24 protein-coding genes are annotated in these 19,908 nt (G+C 58.9%); 13 read left to right on the forward strand and 11 right to left on the reverse strand.

Annotated elements, in window-relative coordinates; translation table 11 throughout:
* Positions 1-218: 218 nt before the first annotated feature.
* Positions 219-548 carry a hypothetical protein gene (locus AAFO92_RS10585; RefSeq protein ID WP_347534814.1) on the reverse strand — a complete coding sequence of 110 codons (330 nt, stop codon included), beginning with the start codon at positions 546-548 and terminating at the stop codon, positions 219-221.
* A gap of 165 nt (positions 549-713) precedes the next feature.
* Here AAFO92_RS10585 and AAFO92_RS10590 point away from each other — a divergent pair, with 165 nt between their 5' ends.
* Together AAFO92_RS10590 and AAFO92_RS10595 are read left to right on the forward strand one after the other, a co-directional pair.
* On the forward strand, positions 714-884 hold the full coding sequence (locus tag AAFO92_RS10590; protein WP_347534816.1) for a DUF1328 domain-containing protein: 171 nt from the start codon (positions 714-716) through the stop codon (positions 882-884).
* A gap of 78 nt (positions 885-962) precedes the next feature.
* Positions 963-1,451, forward strand: coding sequence for a DNA starvation/stationary phase protection protein (locus AAFO92_RS10595; RefSeq protein WP_347534818.1), 489 nt, complete (start codon positions 963-965; stop codon positions 1,449-1,451).
* 52 nt (positions 1,452-1,503) lie between these two features.
* Here AAFO92_RS10595 and AAFO92_RS10600 read toward each other — a convergent pair whose 3' ends face one another.
* Positions 1,504-2,322: a response regulator gene (locus AAFO92_RS10600; protein WP_347534820.1), complete on the reverse strand. Its 819-nt coding sequence runs from the start codon at positions 2,320-2,322 to the stop codon at positions 1,504-1,506.
* Positions 2,323-2,437: 115 nt separating this feature from the next.
* On the opposite strand from AAFO92_RS10600, the gene AAFO92_RS10605 reads away from it, so the two are divergent.
* The 6 genes from AAFO92_RS10605 (at position 2,438) to AAFO92_RS10630 (ending at position 6,945) form a co-directional block, all read left to right on the forward strand.
* Positions 2,438-2,611: a NepR family anti-sigma factor gene (locus AAFO92_RS10605; RefSeq protein ID WP_347534822.1), complete on the forward strand. Its 174-nt coding sequence runs from the start codon at positions 2,438-2,440 to the stop codon at positions 2,609-2,611.
* Entirely contained in the window at positions 2,608-3,162 is a 555-nt protein-coding gene (locus AAFO92_RS10610) for an RNA polymerase sigma factor (protein ID WP_347534824.1), read from the forward strand. The genes AAFO92_RS10605 and AAFO92_RS10610 overlap by 4 nt, the downstream gene beginning before the upstream one ends.
* Positions 3,159-4,910, forward strand: coding sequence for a sensor histidine kinase (locus tag AAFO92_RS10615; protein ID WP_347534826.1), 1,752 nt, complete (start codon positions 3,159-3,161; stop codon positions 4,908-4,910). Before AAFO92_RS10610 ends, AAFO92_RS10615 begins: the two co-directional genes overlap by 4 nt.
* Before the next feature lie 62 nt (positions 4,911-4,972).
* Positions 4,973-5,104 (forward strand): entericidin A/B family lipoprotein, encoded by a 132-nt coding sequence (locus tag AAFO92_RS10620; RefSeq protein WP_347534828.1) that lies wholly within the window; start codon positions 4,973-4,975, stop codon positions 5,102-5,104.
* Between the two features lie 180 nt (positions 5,105-5,284).
* Entirely contained in the window at positions 5,285-5,806 is a 522-nt protein-coding gene (locus tag AAFO92_RS10625) for a hypothetical protein (protein ID WP_347534830.1), read from the forward strand.
* A 170-nt stretch (positions 5,807-5,976) separates the two neighbouring features.
* Entirely contained in the window at positions 5,977-6,945 is a 969-nt protein-coding gene (locus tag AAFO92_RS10630; protein ID WP_347534832.1) for an endonuclease/exonuclease/phosphatase family protein, read from the forward strand.
* Positions 6,946-7,186: 241 nt separating this feature from the next.
* Here AAFO92_RS10630 and AAFO92_RS10635 read toward each other — a convergent pair whose 3' ends face one another.
* The 6 genes from AAFO92_RS10635 to ectA all read right to left on the reverse strand — a co-directional run bounded on the left by AAFO92_RS10635 (position 7,187) and on the right by ectA (position 12,658).
* The gene (locus tag AAFO92_RS10635; protein ID WP_347534834.1) at positions 7,187-8,170 is read right to left on the reverse strand and encodes a methylenetetrahydrofolate reductase; all 984 of its coding nucleotides are present in this window, start codon (positions 8,168-8,170) and stop codon (positions 7,187-7,189) included.
* Positions 8,167-8,673: a methylenetetrahydrofolate reductase C-terminal domain-containing protein gene (locus tag AAFO92_RS10640; RefSeq protein WP_347534836.1), complete on the reverse strand. Its 507-nt coding sequence runs from the start codon at positions 8,671-8,673 to the stop codon at positions 8,167-8,169. Before AAFO92_RS10640 ends, AAFO92_RS10635 begins: the two co-directional genes overlap by 4 nt.
* Positions 8,674-8,966: 293 nt before the next feature.
* Positions 8,967-10,394 carry an aspartate kinase gene (locus AAFO92_RS10645; RefSeq protein ID WP_347534838.1) on the reverse strand — a complete coding sequence of 476 codons (1,428 nt, stop codon included), beginning with the start codon at positions 10,392-10,394 and terminating at the stop codon, positions 8,967-8,969.
* A 1-nt stretch (position 10,395) separates the two neighbouring features.
* Positions 10,396-10,791 (reverse strand): ectoine synthase, encoded by a 396-nt coding sequence (locus AAFO92_RS10650; protein WP_347534840.1) that lies wholly within the window; start codon positions 10,789-10,791, stop codon positions 10,396-10,398.
* A 5-nt stretch (positions 10,792-10,796) separates the two neighbouring features.
* Positions 10,797-12,089: a diaminobutyrate--2-oxoglutarate transaminase gene (gene ectB, locus AAFO92_RS10655; protein ID WP_347534842.1), complete on the reverse strand. Its 1,293-nt coding sequence runs from the start codon at positions 12,087-12,089 to the stop codon at positions 10,797-10,799.
* Positions 12,090-12,124: 35 nt separating this feature from the next.
* Positions 12,125-12,658, reverse strand: coding sequence for a diaminobutyrate acetyltransferase (ectA, locus tag AAFO92_RS10660; RefSeq protein ID WP_347534844.1), 534 nt, complete (start codon positions 12,656-12,658; stop codon positions 12,125-12,127).
* A gap of 232 nt (positions 12,659-12,890) precedes the next feature.
* Here ectA and AAFO92_RS10665 point away from each other — a divergent pair, with 232 nt between their 5' ends.
* Positions 12,891-13,391, forward strand: a complete 501-nt coding sequence (locus AAFO92_RS10665; protein WP_347534846.1) for a MarR family transcriptional regulator — start codon at positions 12,891-12,893, stop codon at positions 13,389-13,391.
* Positions 13,392-13,498: 107 nt separating this feature from the next.
* Here AAFO92_RS10665 and AAFO92_RS10670 read toward each other — a convergent pair whose 3' ends face one another.
* On the reverse strand, positions 13,499-14,392 hold the full coding sequence (locus AAFO92_RS10670; protein WP_347534848.1) for a LysR family transcriptional regulator: 894 nt from the start codon (positions 14,390-14,392) through the stop codon (positions 13,499-13,501).
* Positions 14,393-14,595: 203 nt separating this feature from the next.
* Between AAFO92_RS10670 and AAFO92_RS10675 the strand changes: the two genes are divergently transcribed.
* From AAFO92_RS10675 to AAFO92_RS10690, 4 genes are all read left to right on the forward strand, one after another.
* Positions 14,596-14,898: a YciI family protein gene (locus AAFO92_RS10675; protein WP_347534850.1), complete on the forward strand. Its 303-nt coding sequence runs from the start codon at positions 14,596-14,598 to the stop codon at positions 14,896-14,898.
* Positions 14,895-15,878, forward strand: a complete 984-nt coding sequence (locus tag AAFO92_RS10680) for a cyclase family protein (protein WP_347534852.1) — start codon at positions 14,895-14,897, stop codon at positions 15,876-15,878. The genes AAFO92_RS10675 and AAFO92_RS10680 overlap by 4 nt, the downstream gene beginning before the upstream one ends.
* Positions 15,879-16,230: 352 nt before the next feature.
* On the forward strand, positions 16,231-17,145 hold the full coding sequence (locus AAFO92_RS10685) for an MBL fold metallo-hydrolase (protein WP_347534854.1): 915 nt from the start codon (positions 16,231-16,233) through the stop codon (positions 17,143-17,145).
* Positions 17,142-18,092: an MBL fold metallo-hydrolase gene (locus AAFO92_RS10690; RefSeq protein WP_347534856.1), complete on the forward strand. Its 951-nt coding sequence runs from the start codon at positions 17,142-17,144 to the stop codon at positions 18,090-18,092. Before AAFO92_RS10685 ends, AAFO92_RS10690 begins: the two co-directional genes overlap by 4 nt.
* Before the next feature lie 30 nt (positions 18,093-18,122).
* Here AAFO92_RS10690 and AAFO92_RS10695 read toward each other — a convergent pair whose 3' ends face one another.
* Together AAFO92_RS10695 and AAFO92_RS10700 are read right to left on the reverse strand one after the other, a co-directional pair.
* A complete protein-coding gene (locus tag AAFO92_RS10695) occupies positions 18,123-18,551 on the reverse strand; it encodes a DUF302 domain-containing protein (protein ID WP_347534858.1) in 429 nt (142 codons plus the stop codon).
* Between the two features lie 93 nt (positions 18,552-18,644).
* Complete coding sequence (locus tag AAFO92_RS10700) at positions 18,645-19,904, reverse strand: NAD(P)/FAD-dependent oxidoreductase (RefSeq protein ID WP_347534860.1); 1,260 nt, start codon at positions 19,902-19,904, stop codon at positions 18,645-18,647.
* Positions 19,905-19,908 lie beyond the last annotated feature (4 nt).

A 19,908-nucleotide genomic window follows, 5' to 3' on the forward strand; every position in this document is an offset into this window, starting at 1 on the left:
AGTCCCATCGCAGAACCTTCTGCCAGGTGCAGGCGCGGCTCGGACCTCGCACCGGTCGCAGCAGGGACGTCAAAGAGGGTTTGGCCGCTGACCGGCAGCAGCCACAACAGTCCGGTCAGGAAGCCTGTCCTGACCAGCGCGCAGACGATACCAAACGCCCAAGGCGCGCGCTGTGACACGCGCGCCATGCTCTCAACCTGCTACAGATCCCCGAAGCGTTATTTGCGGCCGCTGAGAAAACCCAGGAGGAAGCCGACGCCAACGGCGAGACCCACGGCAGTTGCCGGCTGTTTGCGGACAGCATCAGCGGATTGCGCTGCAATATCTTCGGCCTTGGTCTGAGCGTCTTTCAGGTATCTTTCGCCCGTGCTGCGCAGCTGTGCGACGTTGTCAGATGCGGCGCTTGCAAGCGCGTCTCGGCGGGACGATCCCATGTCGGCCAAGGTTTGCGTGATGGACGAGATATCCGCCTTCAGCGCCTCGATCTGGTCGGCCAGTTGTTCGGCTTCGGAATTGCTGATCTTTGCGGCTGTTTTGGACTGCGCCATTGGAAGCTCCTTTCTTGGCTGTGATTCAACGCTTCAACGTGACGCCGCACGGTTTGTTCCAGGTTTTATTGCAATATTCCTGCGTCCTTCCGCTGAAGAAAAATCATGGAACATTCGCGAAGGTCAGGCGTTTGATCGTTGTCAATCAACGGAAAGGAAACGAAAATGCTTGGTTGGGCACTTACATTTCTGGTCGTCGCGGTCATTGCCGCAATCTTTGGATTTGGCGGTATTGCATCCGCGTCCGCGGGCATCGCCCAAATTCTGTTCTTCATCTTCATCGTACTCTTTGTCGTGGCGATGGTGATGCGGGCGCTCAAGGGGCGCACGCCGTGACGCGCAATTAGCGTGCGCCCGCCAGCCGGGCGCGCGCCTTTTCATGACATCCACACGTATCCCGAGGCACTTTCAGACATGATCCACTCCCAAACTCAGCGAACCGACACCGACACCGGCATTCGCGACACGCGCACGATTGCAGAAGGTCTGACAAATATTCTGGCCGACACATACCGTCTGGTCTTCAAGACCCACGCCTATCACTGGAACGTGACGGGCCCGCTTTTCTACTCGGTCCACAAATTGACCGAAGAGCAATATGAAAACATGTTCAAGGCCGCGGATTCCCTGGCGGAACGCATCCGTGCACTGGGAGAGGTCGCGCCGATGAGCCTGTCGACCGTCACCGGAAATTCGGTCATCAGCGACCGTGGCCGCCGCATGAACGCAAGCGAAATGGTGAGCGACCTTGCAAACGATCACGAACGGATCGCACACCGCTTGCATGACCTGATCGACATGGCGGGTGAACACAGGGATCCCGTGACCGAGGATCTGGCAACGCAGCGCGCGGCCTTCCACGAAGAAGCCGCCTGGATGCTGCGGGCCATCGCCACCGACTGATAGATATATGAAAGCCCCGGTTCATCTGCCGGGGCTTTCGTGTGAAAGCGCATCAGCTTTCGATGTTTTCCGAACTGGCAAAGAACATGGCCTGGCTGACGGCCGATTGCACCTGGTCCTCTGTGTAGGGTTTGGTGATCAGGAACGCGGGCTCCGGACGCTCACCTGTCAACAGCCTTTCCGGGAAAGCGGTGATGAAGACAACGGGGCGTTCCCCCATCTCTGCGAAGATATCGTTCACCGCATCAATCCCCGATGATTTGTCCGCCAGCTGAATGTCGGCCAGGATCATGTCGGGCGGTTGCTGCCTGGCCAGTTTGATCGCGCCGTCTCGGGTGCGCGCGACCCCTGTCACCTCGTGGCCCATCAATTCGACGATGCCCGTGATATCCATGGCGATGATTGCCTCGTCTTCGATAACCATGACGCGCCCTTGTATGCTTTGCTGCATTTCGCGGCGCGCAATATCGAGCAGTTCCAGGATTTCGACTTCGTCAAGCTCCATGATCTGAGCAATCTCCGAGGTCGAAAACCGCTCGATGCTGTGCAGCAGCAGCGCTTCGCGCGTGTTCTGCGTCAGTTCCGAAAGATGTTTCTGCGCCCGCGCTTCGCGATCGGACAGGTTTTCCTCTGCCACGATTTGAGATCCGGACGATTTCCAGATCGAGCTGAAAGTTCTGAACAGCGACAGCTTCACCGACATGTTGGGGTCGATGCAGCTTGCGTCCTGCAAGATTGCCTCCAGCGTGGCAGCGGCGTATTTGTCCCCGCTGTCCTGACTTCCGGTCAATGCCCGCGCGTAACGTCGCAAAAACGGGAGCTCGGTGCCGATGGCAGAGGCAAGATCGCCCTGGTCTTCAAGTTGGCTCATGTCGTCCTCTCAACATTTTTTCGAAACTTCGGAACCAAACGTTCGATCGTTGCGTTGGGTTCCGAGAAAAGTTTGTGATAAGTGAAAACTGTAATGTGAAAGAGCCACGGACGCGATGTCAAAAAAACGCAGGAACCCGAAAGTGGACCAGCAGATCGACGAAAACCTTCGCCGGGTATATGCCGAGGCGGCCGAAGAACCTGTGCCGGACCGGTTTACGCAGCTTCTGGAACAGTTGCGCCAGCAGGAACAGTCGAAGCAGGGCGACGAGGACGGAACCAACAAGTGAACCAGTCAATTGACCCGAAAGACGAGTTGGTCGAACATCTGCCAGCGATGCGCGCCTTTGCGCTGAGCCTTGCCCGCAACGCGGCCACGGCGGATGATCTCGTTCAGGACACGGTGGTCAAGGCCTGGAGCAACCTGGACAAGTTCGAACAAGGCACCAACATGCGTGCCTGGCTGTTTACCATCTTGCGTAACACGTATTATTCCATGCACCGCAAGCGAAAGCGCGAAGTGGAAGATCCCGAAGGTGTCATCACCGAGGCACTGTCCGAAAAACCCAGTCACGATGGCCGTTTGGCGCTGAAGGACTTCAGGGAAGCCTTTGCGCAGCTGCCCGCCGAGCAACGCGAGGCGCTGGTTCTGGTCGGTGCCGAAGGTTTTTCCTACGAAGATGCCGCCGCAATGTGCGGCTGCGCCATTGGCACAATCAAGAGCCGCACCAATCGCGCCCGCAAGCGCCTGGCGGAACTGATGCATCTTGACGACGAAGATGATCTGGAGATGACGGACACCGCGACACTGGCGGTGGTGACCGGGCAACCCACTGCATGAGCGAGAAAGAACGGCCCGAGGGCGATTTCGTGCGATCTCGCCTGGCGTTGCAGCTGATCGTCATCTTATCCGTTGCCATTCTGCCTCTTGGGCTCATCTCCATCTATCAGACCTCCAAAGTTCTTGAAGAGACACGCGCCCTGTCCGAGATCGCGCTGCTGAACCACACGCGGCAGGCGGCCTCGGAAGAACGCGAACTGATCCAATCCGCCTTCGGCGCAATCGAAGCCATCAGCGCGGCATCGCGCATTTTTCAAACACGCCTGGATGAATGTGACGACATCCTGGAACAGTTGATCGAGGTGGACCAACGCTATACGTTTGCGGGTTTCGTGGATCTAGATGGCCAGGTGACCTGTTCTTCGACCCGCGAGCGTGCGGACATCAGCAACACCGAATTCTTTCAGAACCTGATCTCCCTGCCCGACCGGCGCATCGACGCGCATCCGCTGGCCGCTCTTGATGGCCGCATCGCGCTGAACGTCAGCGTTCCAGTGACCGACGCCGCACAGCAGATAGGCTTTGTCTGGATATCCATTCCGTTGCAACTGGCCAACGAGCTGCTGTTGGAAAGCGAGGAAGCCACCGAACTGTTGGTCTTCAACAAGGAAGGAGACATCCTCGCGACAGAGGCGTTCGCGGATGACCGCCGCAGTATACTACCCCAGGACAGAAGCTTGCCTGAACTGGCCGATGACGAACGGCAGACGTTCCGGGGCCTGGACCGCGCCGGCGACGTGCGCGATTTCGCGGTTGTACCGATCGTCGACGACACGGTTTACGTCCTTGGCAGTTGGGAACCACGCCAACAGCGCACCTTGACCGGGCGCGGCGAATCCTATGCGCTTTATTTTCCGCTGCTGATGTGGATTGCGGCGATGGTTGTTGCCTATATCGGCGTCAACCGTCTGGTGATCCGCCACATCAGAAAACTGGGGCGCTGGATGCGGCAATACGCAGGTGGTCGGACAGATTTCGACAATGCGAAATTGGACCATGCGCCCGAGGAGCTTGAAGTTGTGGCACAATCCTTTCGGTCGATGACCACCCGTCTGGCCGCGCAGGACCGGCTGCTCAAGGAGGAGCTTGACGAAAAAACGACCCTGCTGCGCGAGGTGCACCACCGCGTCAAGAACAACCTTCAGCTGATATCCAGCATCATGAATATCCAGATTCGCAACACGAACAGCGCCGAGGCAAAGAAACTGCTGCGGCGCGTTCAAGATCGCGTCATGGCGTTGTCTGCCATTCACCGATATCTCTACCTGTCGCGCAAGCTTTCCATGGTGCGCGCCGACCAGCTGCTGGATGACATCATCAAGCAGCTGGTCGTGGTCGGAAGCCTCGACGACCCACAGGCGAACGTCAACATCGCGACCAAGTTCTCACCGGTCGAGATTTCACCGGACCAGTCCGTGCCCCTGACATTGTTGGCGACCGAAGCCGCGACGAATGCCGTCAAATACTGCGGGGCGCCGGACGGAGAAAAACCGTGGATCAACATCGTTCTCGACGATCTTGGCGATAACGTGATCGGCCTCAGCGTCGTGAATTCCCTTGCTCCGGATCCGCGCCACGAGGAATTCGAGGGGTCTGGCCTGGGGTCACAGCTGATCGAGTCCTTCGTATCTCAGCTGGATGGCACATTCGAGACCAGCACGCGCGACAAACGGTTTGAACTGCATGTGACCTTCAAGCTTGTTCAGGAGCAAGATGAGGACAATGACCACATGGTCGAAGAATCCTGATTTTTTTGGGAACCGGGTGTGTGACGGCGCGTTGACCCTTCACAATGAACAAGGAGGGCGCCATGACCCGCATCAAAACGCTTAGTCTGACATTCATCGCTCTGGCAGGGCTTGTTGCTTGTGAAACTGTCGAGGGCGCAGGCCGTGACATCGAAAAAGCCGGCGAAGCCATCAGCGAAGCCGCTGAAGAGTAACGCACGATCATTCGTGCGGCACGCGCTCTGGCATCTTGACTGACCGCCAGGCCAGCCAATTCGTCAACCCTAACCATCAGATCAATCGTCATTCGGCATCTCGCGCGAGGTGCTGATAACCAAGGCTTTTACCCAGATCCATGTAACGAGTGTGCCTTGGCCAACAAAAGGAGACTTCTTATGAACACCCTGAGAACAACCGCCTTTATCCTCGCGACATCGGTCGCTGCACCCGCGCTGGCCTCGCAGAATGTCAGCCTCTACGATGTCAATGTGCGCGCCGAGCTTTCGGATTTCGCCGACAGTAATGCGCTGAAATACTGGCCCGACATCGAGCGTGACCTGCAGGAATCGATCGCTGAGCGCATTACGCTGTCCGGCGATGACAGTGACCCGCGTATCGAAGTCGAGATCACCAAGATCAGCGTTGATGGCGATACGTTCCTGCCTGACAGTGGTGAATTCAACCAACTGGAAGGCCTCGTGAAACTCTACGAAGGGCAAGATGCCGTTTCGGTTCAGGGCGAAAACGACCAGGACGGCGACCTGCCGGTGTCGACATCGCCTATCCGCCTGTCGGCCGTTTCGCCCAGCGGTGAACCGCCGGAAGGGTACGTGTTGGTGCCGCCATCCCAAGATGACTTCTACAACGTTCTGGTCGAAGCATTTGCCCGTCTCGTTGTCGAAGATATCGACAAGTAATTGGCTTCGTGCGGAGAGCGCGCAGCGTTGCAAGGCAGCCGCCGGGCGAGCGTCCGGCGGCATATCTTGATCGTTCCGCGCTGTGCCGAAAAACGCGAAATCCAATCTGTTCCGAAACCGTTTCTTGTTGAGACACATGGACCATGCCAATCTTGGGGAATGGCCGGCCTATGACCTTAGCGATCTCGATTATTTTCTGGATTCTGACAGCAGGTGTGCTTTTCACCACGCTCGCCCCTTTGTCGGGAAGCGTGCAATGGTGGGTCCGGTGCTGGGATTTCCCCCGGGTGCATATTGCGGTCATTGGCATGATTGCCGTCGGACTTGGATTCTGGTTGGCGAATTTTGCCAGTATCGTTGCCGGATGTGCCTTGCTGGGCTGCATCCTCTACCAGGCCAGCTGGATTTATCCCTACACACCGCTGGCAACCAAAGAGGTGGCTGCGTCAGTCACGTCGGCAGCGTCGTCAAGGGTCTCGCTGCTGTCCGTCAACGTCCTGATGGAAAACGAAGATCACGCGCGCTTGCAGACCTTGATCGATCGCGAAGATCCGGACGTGCTCTTGCTGATGGAAGTGAATGACAGGTGGGAAGCCGCGCTTGAAGATCAATTGAAACGCTACGACACGGTGGTGCGGCACCCCCTGCCCAACCACTACGGCATGATTTTTGCAACGCGTCTGCCAACCAAATCCGCCAAGATGGTCTTCTTGAGCGACGACAATACACCCACGGCTTTTGCCGAACTCGAAGCACCAGGCGGTTGGTTCTACTTCGTCGGTCTGCACCCAAAGCCCCCCATCCCCGGCACGGACACCGATGTCCGTGACGAGCAGATCCGAAAAACCGCGACGCTTGCCGACAGAACCGTTCTGCCCGTTGTCGCAATGGGGGATTTCAATGATGTGGCATGGTCGCGCACATCGCGTCAGTTCAAGGACCATGGCGGGTTTCGCGACCCGCGCACCGGGCGGGGTATCCTGGCGAGCTTCAATGCCAAGTCCCGGATAATGCGCTTCCCCATTGATCAGCTTTTCCTGACCCGGGGATTGGAGCTGGTTTCTTTCGGCCGGCTGGAAGACATTGGGTCTGATCATTTTCCGATGAAGACCATTCTTGCCGTAACCGCCCGGAAATAAGGCACTTTTCTGGCGAAATACGCCGTTTCCATTCCGAGCCTCGTGCGCTTTTCGACCGTTAATTTTGACCGCAATAGCAGGATGGTCCGGACGGGCTGAATGGCTATGACGGCATGGCGGCACCGCGCTGGCACAAGGCCCCTGAAATGAAAGAGGCCGCGGGAGCGGCAGGCGCATCGGTCAACTTTGCGCCTGATGTGGCGTAGCGCAGATGAAGGTCATCGTGCCGTACCGCGCGCCGTCACTTTGACCTGCCTCGACCCTTCAGCACACCGGATTCCAGTATGATTTCGGAAACCAGATGCTCGCGCCGGTAGGCCATGATATGAACGCCGGACACGCCGGCAATCTCGCGCATCTGCTGAATCAGCTCGATACAAATCTTCTTGCCTTCCTCCGACGGGTTCTGCGCCCCTTCCAACCTGGCGATGATCTGATCGGGAATATGAATTCCCGGCACATTGCTGCGCATCCAGCGCGCCGCCTTTGCCGAGGCAAGCGGGCCGACGCCGGGAATTATGAACACACGTTTGTCCGTGCCCGTATCGCGGACGCGCGCCATGAAGGCCTCGAACAACGGAATGTCGAAGATGTAGTTGGTCTGGATAAAATCCGCACCCGCCTCGACTTTTTTTTCCAGCCGGTCCGGCCGCCATTCATAAGGTGGAATACATGGGTTTTCCGCCGCGCCGAGAAACAGTTGTGGCGGGCTGGTAAGTTTGCGGCCCGAAAGGAAAACGCCCTCGTCGCGCATCGTCCGCAGTGCTCGGAGCAAAGTCAGGGAATCAAAATCGAAGACCGGCTTGGCGCCCGGCTGATCGCCAACCCCCACGCCATCCCCGGTCAGGCACAGCACATTGCTGACACCAAGAGCAGCGGCACCAAGAACATCTCCTTGGATCGCGATCCGGTTCCTGTCACGACAGGAGATCTGGTAGACAGGTGAATACCCGGCGCGCGTCAGTAAGGCGCAGATGCCGATCGAGGACATATGGCAATTGGCGCCGGACGCATCGGTTGCGTTGATCGCATCGGCAACCTCTCCCAGGGGGCGGGCCGCATCGAAAACATCAGCCGCGTCGGCGCTATCCGGCGGGTTCAGTTCAGCAGTCACGGCAAAGCGGCCGGATCTCAGAACCCGTTCGAGCCGGCTGTGGGAAACATACCCTTCGGGCGGTTTCGTGTATGTCAGCAGGTTCGATTCAAGTGTCGACGGATCGCTCATGTTCCACGCCCCGTGGTGGTGGCTTTGGGCGGCTCTTCGGACAGCGGTGCAGATGCCGGCTCCTGCTCGCGCGCCTCGGGAAAGGCGCTGGCCATGGCCTTGCGTGCCGCATCCCGTGTCTCGCGCCCCTGCTTTGCCTTCTCTCGGCTAACACGCAGCCAGGACGAAGAACCTTTGAGCGAATGATCCACAGGCGGCAAGACCTCCCTGATCTGTGCCGCGCCGCCCTTCATTCTGCTTGCGCCATCCCATGCCAGGGCCCAGACACACTTCATTTCAGGTTTGACTTCACAGAACCCGCCGGGCCGCACGCCACCGCAGGGGCCGTTGCGCAATTGCTTGGGGCAGTTCATCGGGCACGACATGCCGGTCGACGACAACACACATTGGCCACACATCTTGCAATCAAAAAGAAGCGTTTTCACGCCCCTCTCGAACAGAGCAATGGGGCGCTCTACGCGGTTATAGCCGATTTTTGCGAACACAGGATCCAGCGCGACCATGACCTGTTCAACCCGCTTGTAGATCCATTCGAATTTGCGCGCGTGGCGAACAGCGAATAGGCGTACCCTATACATGGCCTCATCCCTCCTGGAGGTATTGTTCTAACACGGTACGCATTTTTGTTGCTACAGATTCCATTGCGGTCTCGGCAGTGACCGCTTGCCATCCCGGCAGACCGGGGGGCGCGCCGCAGCTTTCGTAGCGCCAGAAATCCGACGGGTCCGCGCAACACGGGGCGCGTTCCTGAATGAAATCATCGGGTCTAGCCGTGCGGCGTGTTGCCACCCGATTGTTAGGCGGCGCGGGACAACTCTTGTCGGCGACCGCCTTCGATCAGTTCCGAGTGCAGGGCCCGGATAGCCGGTTCCAGGCAATCGCGGTCCAGCACGAACTGCACGTCCACATTGCGTGGCCCCTGGTTCGCTCCGATGACGCTGAGATCGGCACGGGAAATCGCGTCCAGCCCGCGGGACAGCACTGAAAGACCCCGAAGGTTCCGCCCGATCACGGACACCATCGCCAGCGTGCGCACGGTGATTTCCGCAGCCGGGTAGATCCGGGCGATGTCTTTTTCCACCCGCCGCATGATTTTCAGCGAGCCGTCCAGGTAATGGGTGATCGTGTTCGCGTTTGAAACCTTCGAGACGATGCGCACGCCGTGGCGCGTCAGCACCTCAAGGATTGCAGCGTCATACCCTTTCACACCCACCATATCCTGCTCGAATACTTCCAACGTCACGATGTCCAGGCCGGTGACGATCTCGACCGCCGGTTCGTCGGCGGGTCGGTCGTCGATCAGCGTGCCGGGGTCGTCGGGGTCGAACGCATTTGTAACCCGCAGCGGTACATCGGCCTGCCTGAGCGTCTTGGCGGCCTTCGGATGGATCGCTTCCATGCCCATGTTCGAAAGCTGATCGGCGACGTCGTAATTGGTCCGGCCCAGCTTGCTCACCGCTGCTTCGCCAACCAGTTTCGGATCGCAGGAAGACAGGTGAAACTCCTTGTGGATGATCGCCTCTCGCGCCCCGGTCAGCGCGGCGAGACGGGAAAACGTCACTTCGGAATAGCCCCGGTCAAATTCGCCCATCAGGCCTTCGGTGCACTGGGCATAGCCGGTGACGATCGGCATTTCGGCCGCCGGATCGACCCCCTCGAACGAGCGGTTGATCCGTTCGTCAAGCGTCACGTCGCCTTCGTCGCGCCAGCCGGAAAGGTCGATGAAACGGGCATTCACACCCGCCCGCTGCAGCAGCAGCGTGGTGACGAATGCCGAATGCGCCTCGCCCAGCCCCGAGAGCAACTCGCGGGTCTGGGACATGTGCTCGGCAAGGCGGAAATGGCCGTAGGAACACAGTCGCTGCAGGTCAACCAGGCAATTGCGGGCGCCGTGTACCCGTTCATCGACGAAGCCGTCCGCCTGCTGGATGTCCGCCGCGTCCTCGAGAATGTCAGAATGCGCCGCCTTCATCGCCTCGGCAACGCCGCTGAGCTGATTGTGCCAGCCATGATTGCTGTCGTCATTGGCAAACAGCGCATAGACCCCCGGCTCGCCGGATTTTTTATGTTCCAGCAATAGGTCGGTGATCCCGCCAAACGCGGAAACGACGAAGATCCGGTTATACATTTCGGCGCCTTCTCGGGCTCCGACAAACAGCGTATCGCGCAGCTCCCTGAGGCGCGAAACAGATGTCCCGCCGATTTTCTCAACAGTGTGGCTCATGTCAGGCGTCCTCGGCCTGCGCATAGGATCCGTCTTCGCGGTGCACTTCCGTGCCGGTCACCGGCGGGTTGAACACGCAGGCCATGATCAGCTCCTCCTCGGCGCGCAGGACGTGACGGTCATGTTCGTTCAGGGCATACATCACCCCCGGCCCGATGGCGTGCGTCTCACCTGTTGCCAAATCGGTGATCGAGCCCTTGCCCTGGATGCAGTAGACGCTTTCGAAATGGTTCTTGTACTCGAACGTGTGCTCCGAGCCCTCTTCGAGAAAGGTGATGTGAAAGGAAAACCCCATCCCGTCCTCGGCAAGCAACATGCGCACCGAGGTCCATCGCGCGTCTGACACAACGCGCTGACGTTCATCTGTGATGATCTTGTTGAAATCTCTGATAATCATGTCTCTTACTCAGCTGCGATCTTTTCCGGGCGGCCAACAGCCTCGCGCGCGGCGTCGAGCAGGATGCCAAGACCCTTGTGAAATGTTTCGACGGGCGTGGTAAGCGGAGCGAGCACCTTCACCACCTGGTCATTGTTGCCGGAGGTTTCGATCACCAACCCTTTCTCATAGGCACGCTCGCAGATATAGGCGGCCTGAACGCCCGAGCCGACATCGACACCCTGCATCAGTCCACGCCCTTTGATTTCTCCGTTCGGAACCATCGCGGCGAGATCGGCCAGCGCATCGCGGAGCAGGTCGGCCTTTGCCCCCAGTTCGCGCTGGAAACTGTCATCGGCCCAGAATTTCTCGATCGCCACCTTTGCCGTCACGAAGGCATGGGTGTTGCCGCGGAATGTGCCATTATGCTCGGCCGGGCCGAACACGTCGTGCTGGGGCCGCACCAGCAGCATCGCCATCGGCAGGCCGAAACCCGAAAGCGACTTTGCCATCGTCACGATATCCGGCGTCACGTCCATGTCTTCGAACGAAAAGAACGTACCGCAGCGGCCGCAGCCGGCCTGGATATCATCGATGATCAGAAGCGCGCCGTGGGCTTTCGCCAGATCGTCAATCCGCTTGATCCAGTCCGCGCTGGCGGCGGTCAGCCCGCCTTCGCCCTGCACCGTCTCAAGGATGATAGCCGCCGGTGCGTCGATACCGCCCGAGTTGTCCTGCAGCATCGCCGCAAGGAAATCGGCAGTGTCGGTACCGTCACCGAAGTAGCCGTCATAGGGCATCCGGGTCACACCGTTCAGCGCCATCCCCGCCCCTTGACGATGATAGCTGTTGCCGGTTGCGGCAAGGGCGCCCGCCGTCACGCCGTGAAATCCGTTCGTGAAGGCGATGATATTGGTTCGTCCCGTCACCTTGCGGGCAATTTTCATGGCCGCCTCAACCGCGTTGGCGCCGGTGGGGCCGGTAAACATCACACGGTGGTCCATATCGCGTGGTTCAAGGATGTGGCGCTCGAACGCGCTGAGGAAATCGGCCTTGGCATCGGTATGCAGGTCAAGTCCGTGCGCGATGCCGTCGCCCGCGATATGGTCGATCAGGGCGGCCTTCATGTCGGGGTCGTTATGGCCGTAGTTGAGCGACGAACAGCCAGCGAGGAAATCAATCCACGTCCGTCCTTCGGCGTCTATCAGTTCGGAACCGCACGCCTTGACGAACATCGCGGGCATGTTGCGGCAATAGGACCGTGCCTCACTTTCGCGACGGTCGAAGATGGTATCGGTTTTGGTCATGTCTTTCGGCATGATGTGTCCTTTCGGGAATCTGAGAGAAGATGGAATCAGGCCGCGCGAGCGATTTCCGGGGTCTCGCGCAGCGTGATTGTCACCATATGTTCGGTGTCGTGGCGGCCTTCGAAATGCAGGTCACGCTCGAAATGCGGCTCATCGGTAAGATCACCGCCGATGGTCTTGGCAAAGCTTTGGAATAACGACCACGAGGCCGCGTTGTTCTTGGTGATGGTGGTCTTGAGCCGTGTCGCGCTTTCGCAGGCATCCCGTTCGATCAGGTCAAGCAGCATCTTCCGCCCAAGGCCCAGCCCGCGAGCCTCGGGGCTGACCGCGACCTGCCATACGAACAATTCTTCGCGTTCCGGGATCATGTGGCCGGACAGCCAGCCCGCAACCTCGCCCTCCAGCTCCGCCACGACACAGGTATCGCGGAAATGATCGGCCTGAACCAGGTTGCAGTACATTGAATTCTCGTCGAGGGGTTTGCAGGATTTCACCAATTCCCAGACGGCGGCTCCGTCTGTTGCGTCGGGTTTGCGCAAACGCAGGCGGCGCGTTCGGCTTTCGTCGATATCTTTGGGCATTGGCTCTGACCTCATTTTACTTAGCCACCCTAAGTAAACCATATCGAAATAACTTCAAGACTTAAACTTATACCGATCCAATATGTCGCATATTTGCCCTTTTTAGCTGTATTTTCCCTGTATCTTATTTAGCCTTTCAAAGTTTATTGTGAAAATACGGTCAAATCACTAACGGATATATCCTCACCTTGCTGGATTGCAGTGCTTTCACGCTTCGTGCGAATGTCATGTCATGACAACCAGACCACTTGATCGAACAGATGAAAGCCTGATTGCGCTTCGGCGAATTCTCCGCGCGACCGAACTCTATGCGCGCGATCTGGCACATTCCGTCGGGCTGACCCCTGCCCAACTCAGGGTGCTGCAGATCGTTGATGAGAAAACCAGCGCCACACCCAAGACCCTGGCCACGCAAATGGGGGTCAGCCAAGCCACCGTGACGACGCTGGTCGACAAGCTGGTAGCGCAGAACCTGGTCAGACGGGTGCCGTCAGAGATTGATCGGCGCCAGACCAATGTCGAGGTAACCCGAGAGGGGCATACGCGGCTGGAGGATGCCCCGGACGCGCTTCAGCAACGATACGTCCGCGCTTTCGACGCATTGGCCGACTGGGAGCAAGCCCAGCTGGTCTCGTCGCTTGAGCGGGTTGCCGACATGCTTGATGCCCGGGATGTCGATGCGTCACCCGTGCTGACGACGGGCGATATTCACGCCGACAGGAAACCCGAGTAAATGACGGTCGGGGAGGCTCGCACCAGGCGCTCCACGATATCGCCTCCCCGGCAGAAACGGAAGAAACAGGATAATGGCGGGCTCAGGCCGTCAAGCAGCGATCGTCGTTACCCACCGCCAATCGGACAACGCCCCTCCAGCAGATCTCTTTTGGAGATGATCGCATCAGCCATGAAATCCATGAAACGCCTTACGCGGGCGGTGTTGCGCAGGTCTTCGTGCGTCAGAAGCCAGATCTCGCGATCCGGTTCCGTGTTTCCGGGCGGCAACCTGCGCAATCCCGGCTCCGTATCGCCAACAAAGCAAGGCAACATGCAGATACCCATACCGTTCTTCGCGGCCTCGAGATGGGTGAGCGTGTTTGGCACGCAATGCTTCACGGGTGCATCGGGAAAAGGGCTTTCACGAACCCATTGCGGATTTTCAACCGCATCGTTCCAGCCGATCCACTCCAACCCACCGGATGAAGCGAGATCGCGTTCGGCCAGATAATCCGGCGACGCATAGATTGACCTTGCGTATTTCACCAGGCGGCGCCCGACCAAATTGCCCGGCGGGTCGTTCGAAATCCGGATGGCGACATCGGCCTGACGCCACGCAAGATCCGCCATCGACAATGACACGTCCAGATCAAGCCGGATCTCAGGGTTGGCCTCGGCAAACGTGATCAGGTCCGGCATGATAAGTTTTGTGGCGACCGTGTTGGGAAGCGTGACCTTCAGAATGCCCCCCAGATTCGCATCCCTGCCAGCCAGCCGCCGCTCCACCGCCATTGCATCCGCCTCGATGCGCTGAGCCAAATCCAGTATGTGTTCGCCCGCCTCGGTGAGAAAGTACCCTTTGGGCAGCCGTTCGAACACTCTGGCGCCCAATCGCGATTCGAAGGCATCGACCCGGCGAGACACTGTCGAGTGGTTGACGTCAATCGCGGCAGCCGCGGCCCGTATGGAACCGCTGCGGGCGACGGCAAGGAAATAGCGGATATCGTCCCAATCTTTCATCGGTGCATTTTCGCACCGCACCCTCGCAAAATCAATCAGTTCTCATGCGATTTCGCAATCTCTAGGTAGGGCTCTGCACCGAGACGCGCAGCTCATGTTCGTATTCGGATGCCGGCGGTGCTGACGCAGGCAGCCGCCGAAACGAGGGCCCGGCACGCATGTGTCGCGCCGCGCCCGAATTGACATGGAAACTGGAGAGCACGATGTACATAATTTTCCTGAAGTTCTCGGAAAACCGAAAGAACGCCGCACAATACATGGCGGGGCACAAGAAGTGGCTGTCCGACGGTATCAAAGACGGGGATTTCCTCATGGCAGGAACCCTCGGCAACGGTCTGGGTGGCGCTGTACTCGCCCGTGGCGGTTCGCTGGCGGCGATGCAGGAACTTGTAAACGAAGATCCGTTCGTGCGGGCAAAGGTCGTGACCGCCGAGATCCACGAATTCACCCCGTCCGTGGCAGCGGACGCATTTCAGGCCCTGCTGGTCAAGGAGGCCGCAGAATGAAGATCTCCCGGTCCAAACGCAGTTCCGTTTTCGCCACCATCTTTGCGATGAGCATGGGGTTCGCGGCACAGCACACCCTGGCCGATGCGGGCGCACAAAGCAGCCCCTGGGGGCCTCATGATGAAATCGGTTCGTTGAACGCCATGACCGATCAATCCCGGCTGGACGTGCTGAGCGCCGTGACGACGGGTCGGGCATATGACCTCGGCGTCGAGTTGTTCGTGGGAATGCCGGATTGCTGCAGTGCGGCCTTCGGCGATCCGACGTTCCAGATCATGATGACGCACACACCATCACGCGCCGATGGTTCCGAGCTTCTGTCGCATTCCAGCGAAGCCATTATCATGAACACCCATACTGGCACGCACATGGATACCCTCAGCCATTTCGGCCTGCACGGAGAAATCTGGAACGGCGTCTCCGCAAAGGACTCACTGGGAGATCGCGGCTGGCACAAGTCGGGCGCCGAGAATTACCCGCCGATCATTGCAAGGGGCGTCTTGATTGATGTCGTCGGGTCCAAAGGGACCGAACAGCTGCCTGCGTCATATACCATCAGCGTCGCGGATGTACGAACGGCGCTTGAGCAGCAGCAGACCGAGTTGCTGCCGGGCGATGTTGTCTTGATCCGGACCGGGCAGATGACGAAATGGCCCGCACAAGAGGGGCGGAGCCTCTTCAAGGAGCCCGGCGTGGGCCTGGAAGCGGCGAAATGGCTGGTCGAGGAAAAAGGCGCAATGTTGCTTGGCGCGGACAATTTCGGTCTCGAAAGTTTCCCGTCGGCAGATCCCCAGAACTTTGCGCCCGTTCATTCCTACCTGCTTGCAGAAAAGGGCATTCCCTTCTTTGAATTGCTGTGGCTGGAGGATCTCGCCAGGGATAAGGTCTACGAGTTCCTGTTTGTCGGGGCACCGATCAAGTTGCGCGGTGCAAGCGGTGCGCCGGTCAGACCATTGGCCATCCCAATCGCCGCGAAGTGACGCCGATCAGACCTCCGGATCGATGAAGAATGGCGGATGGTGGCGACACTGTCCGCCGCGTGCGCATAGCACGCTTCTGCACGATTGCGCTTGGTCTGATCCAATACGTCGAAGGGCGACCTGCCCTTGCGGTGATCGCGCAAGAGTACCGGTTTAACCGGCCAGCCGCTGGAAATCACCAACTGCCCCGTGCGTCTAGGTGCACCATGGGAGCCAGGATCGCCTGCCGTGGCAAAGGCGGTTCATCGTCCTTGGTTGGGTCAGGTCAGCCCGCGAACTGCGCCCTTTGAATCGTTGCATATCAGATCATATTCATACATATTCCAATATAAGAATTTAATGAGGTTGAGGAATGGCTTTTTCCCGTCGCACTTTCGTGTCAACCATTGCCGCCTGGCCATGTTTCGCCTGCCTGCCTCAGCAGGTTTTTGCGACTGCAGAGGTCGGCACCGGCATCCTTACCACGGTAAGCGACGGTCATCTGGTGCTTCCTGGCAGCTTCTTGTTCGATCCGATGCCGAATGACGAACTGGTGCCGCTACTGGCGGAATACGGGCTATCGAAAGAGCAGCTAGATCCGCCCTGTAACCTTGCGCTTTATCGTGACGACGAGAAAACGGTGTTGTTTGACGCCGGATCCGGGCCGGATTTCATGCCGACGGCCGGAAAGCTGGTCGACTCGCTCGATGCGGTCGGTCTCGCGCCCGACGACGTTACGCATGTAGTTTTCACACATGCGCACCCGGATCACATCTGGGGTCTGCTCGACGAATTTGACGATCCGCTGTTCACCGGGGCCACCTACATGATGGGAAGAGCCGAGTGGGACTATTGGTGGAACCCCGAAACGGTCAACACCATCGGTCACGCGCGCGCGGCCTTTGCTGTGGGCGCCAAGCGCCGCATGGAGGCGATCGAGGATCAGGTAGAGTTTTTTGATGACGGTCAGGAAATCCTGCCGGGTATCTCTGCGGTGGCCTCATACGGCCACACGCCCGGCCACATGAGCTTTGAGCTGCGCAACGGAGCGGAGGCGGCACTGCTTGTCGGCGACGCGATCGGGAACCACCATGTGGCGTTCGCCAGGCCAGACTGGCACAGCGGATCAGATCAGGACATGGAGCAGGCTGCCCGGACCCGGATGAGACTCCTCGACAGGCTGGCACAAGAAAAAATGCTGATGGTCGGATTTCACCTACCAGACGGCGGCATGGGTCGTGTCGAAAGGGCGGATGAGGGCTTTCGTTTTGTCGGGGGGAACCAATGATGCGATCGCTGACGGGGCTGCTTGCGCTGGCGTTGGCGCTGCCTGCAGTGGCAGACGAGAATATTGCCGATCAGTATCCCGGCACTGCCTTGTATTCGAAACCGATAGAGGTCATCCCGCATGTCTGGTCCGCCATCGGCGCCACTGCACCTCCTACCTACGAAAACGCTGGCCATAACAACAACCTCAGCTTTATCGTCACCGGTGACGGTGTTGTCGTCATCAATGGCGGTGCCGCCTATATCCTGGCGCAAGCGCTTCATGACGAGATCAGGAAGATCACCGACCAGCCGGTGAAGCTGGTGATCAACGAAAATGGCCAGGGCCATGCCATGCTCGGTAACTCCTATTGGGTCGAACACAACGTACCGATCGTGGCGCATGTTGAGGCCGCGGAGGAATTCGAAGAATACGGCGCCCAGATTCTGGAACGGATGAAAACCTATAACCGCGACAAGGCGGAGGGAACGTTTGTTGCCGGGCCCACCGAGACGTTCAACCTGGACTACATGATCGACATGGGCGCGTTCCGCATCGAGGCGCGCTATCTTGGCCCGGCGCACAGCCCCGGCGATATCTCTGTCTGGCTGCCCGAACAGAGCCTTGTGATCGCGGGCGACATGGCCTTTCACGAACGCCTTCTGCCGATATTCGAAGACACCATGACCGCGGATTGGCTGGCGACCTGGGACACTGAATTCGAGGCGTTGGGGGCGACGTACGTGATCCCCGGTCATGGCCATCCCACGAACATGGCCCAGGTGCGGCGGTACACCAGGGATTATCTGGTCTATCTGCGGGGCAAGATCGGCGAGCACCTTGAAAAAGGCGGTGACCTGGCAGATGCGTATTATGTCGATCAGTCGCCCTATGCCCATCTGCACACGTTCAATGAACTCGCGACGATCAATGCCGGACGCGTCTATGAGCAGATGGAGTTTGAATAGGCGCAGCGCGGCAGCGTGTGCTTGTCTGCGCTATTCCTCGACGGCCTCAGCCACGATTTTGGCCAACAGGTTCTGCACTTTCTGCATCTCACCCTCGGGGTAGCGACGATAGCCGATGACCACGCCATCGGCGTCTTCGGCCACGAATATCCCATAGGGGCAATGCGCCAGGTTCATCGGATCAGCCTCCATCACCTCGCGTGACACCAAGGCCGAGCAGAAGATAAAGATGTCCGCCTCTTTGAACAGCATTTTGTCGCTGCCCACATCGGCTCCGGTGCGGGCCAGCATCTCGCCAACGTGACTGACGTAATCTATCACCAGACCCTGGCCCACGATGGCGCTTTCCACCGCGAAGGCCGCATCGTCGAAAGACCCGTCAAACGGGATGGCTACGGGGCTTTCGGCATATGCCGCCGTGGCCAGCCCAAGCGAAATCGCTGCGAGCAGATGTTTCATCGTCAGATCCTCCGTTGATGACATATTCGGACCGGCCGAGGCGCGCGCACCAAGCCCTGAGCGAATAGCCGAGCCGGTGCGCGCGCCAGGGAATTATCCCAACATGTCGGTCGTGATGCCGGTGTACCAACCCTCGGATTCCTCGTAAGTCGCCTTACGGAGGTCCGCGCTTTCGCCGGTCTGGCTGATAAAGCCGTCAACCTTGGCGATCTTCTCTTCGGTGGCCTCGTAGGTGGCGCCGACCTTGACGCCATCATTCTCTGCGATCAGCGACCAGCAGGTGTTCGAGAACTTGGCCGGGAACACCTTGGACCCGGTCAGGGCACCGCGCACCGCATTGGCGCAGACTTTTGCCTGGCTGTTGGCAGCAAAGCCCGATTTGGGCATGTCGCCCTGCTGGCTCGCATCGCCCAGAACGTGAATATCCGGGTCGGCCTTGGAGGACATGTCCACGGCGTTCACCGGGGCCCAGTTACCATCTGTGACACCGGCCAGTTCGGCGATGCGTCCTGCCTTCATCGCGGGAATTACGTTACACACATCGGCCTGGGTCTCCTCGCCATCAATTGACACGGTCATGGCGCTTGGGTCGACCGACACGTTGCCGCCGCCGAAATCTTCGCCGATCCAGTCGATCATGCCGTCATAGTGCTTGGCCCAGCCTTCCTGGAACAGCGCCATTTTGGAGAACTTGGGCTTGGGATCCGCGATGATGATCTTGGCCGTCGGATTGTTGTTCTTCAGGAAATACGCCACCATCGAAGCCCGTTCATACGGTCCAGGCGGGCAGCGGAACGGATTGGGCGGTGCGATCATCACAAACGTCCCGCCTTCCGGCATCGCCATCAACTGCGCTTTCAACAGCTCAGACTGCGATCCGGCCTTGTAGGCATGGGGCATCGCGTTCTGTGCGCTCAGGTCCCAGCCGTCCACGGCGCCGTCGACAAAGTCGATGCCGGGGCTGAGGATCAGCTTGTCATAGGGCACGCTTGCGCCCCCGGCCAATGCGACGGTCTTGGCATCGCGATCCACGCCGACGGCCCAGTCATGGACCACATTGATTCCGCTGGCTGCCAGCGCGCCATAGGTGTGACCGATATCGCTGACTTCCTTGAACCCGCCAAGATAGAGATTTGAGAAAAAACAGGTGTAATAGGTGCGCGTCGGCTCGATCAAGGTGACAGCAATCTCACCATTGCTGTCCTTCGCGATGTAGCGCGCGGCCGTGGCGCCACCGGCACCGCCACCGATCACCACAACCCGGGGTTTGCCATGACCATCGGCCAATGCGACGGGCGCGGCAAGCATACCTGCCGCTGCCGTTCCCAGGAACTTTCGTCTGTTGAGTTTCATTCCG

The organism is Roseovarius sp. CAU 1744, from assembly GCF_039839345.1.
Taxonomy (GTDB): domain Bacteria; phylum Pseudomonadota; class Alphaproteobacteria; order Rhodobacterales; family Rhodobacteraceae; genus Roseovarius.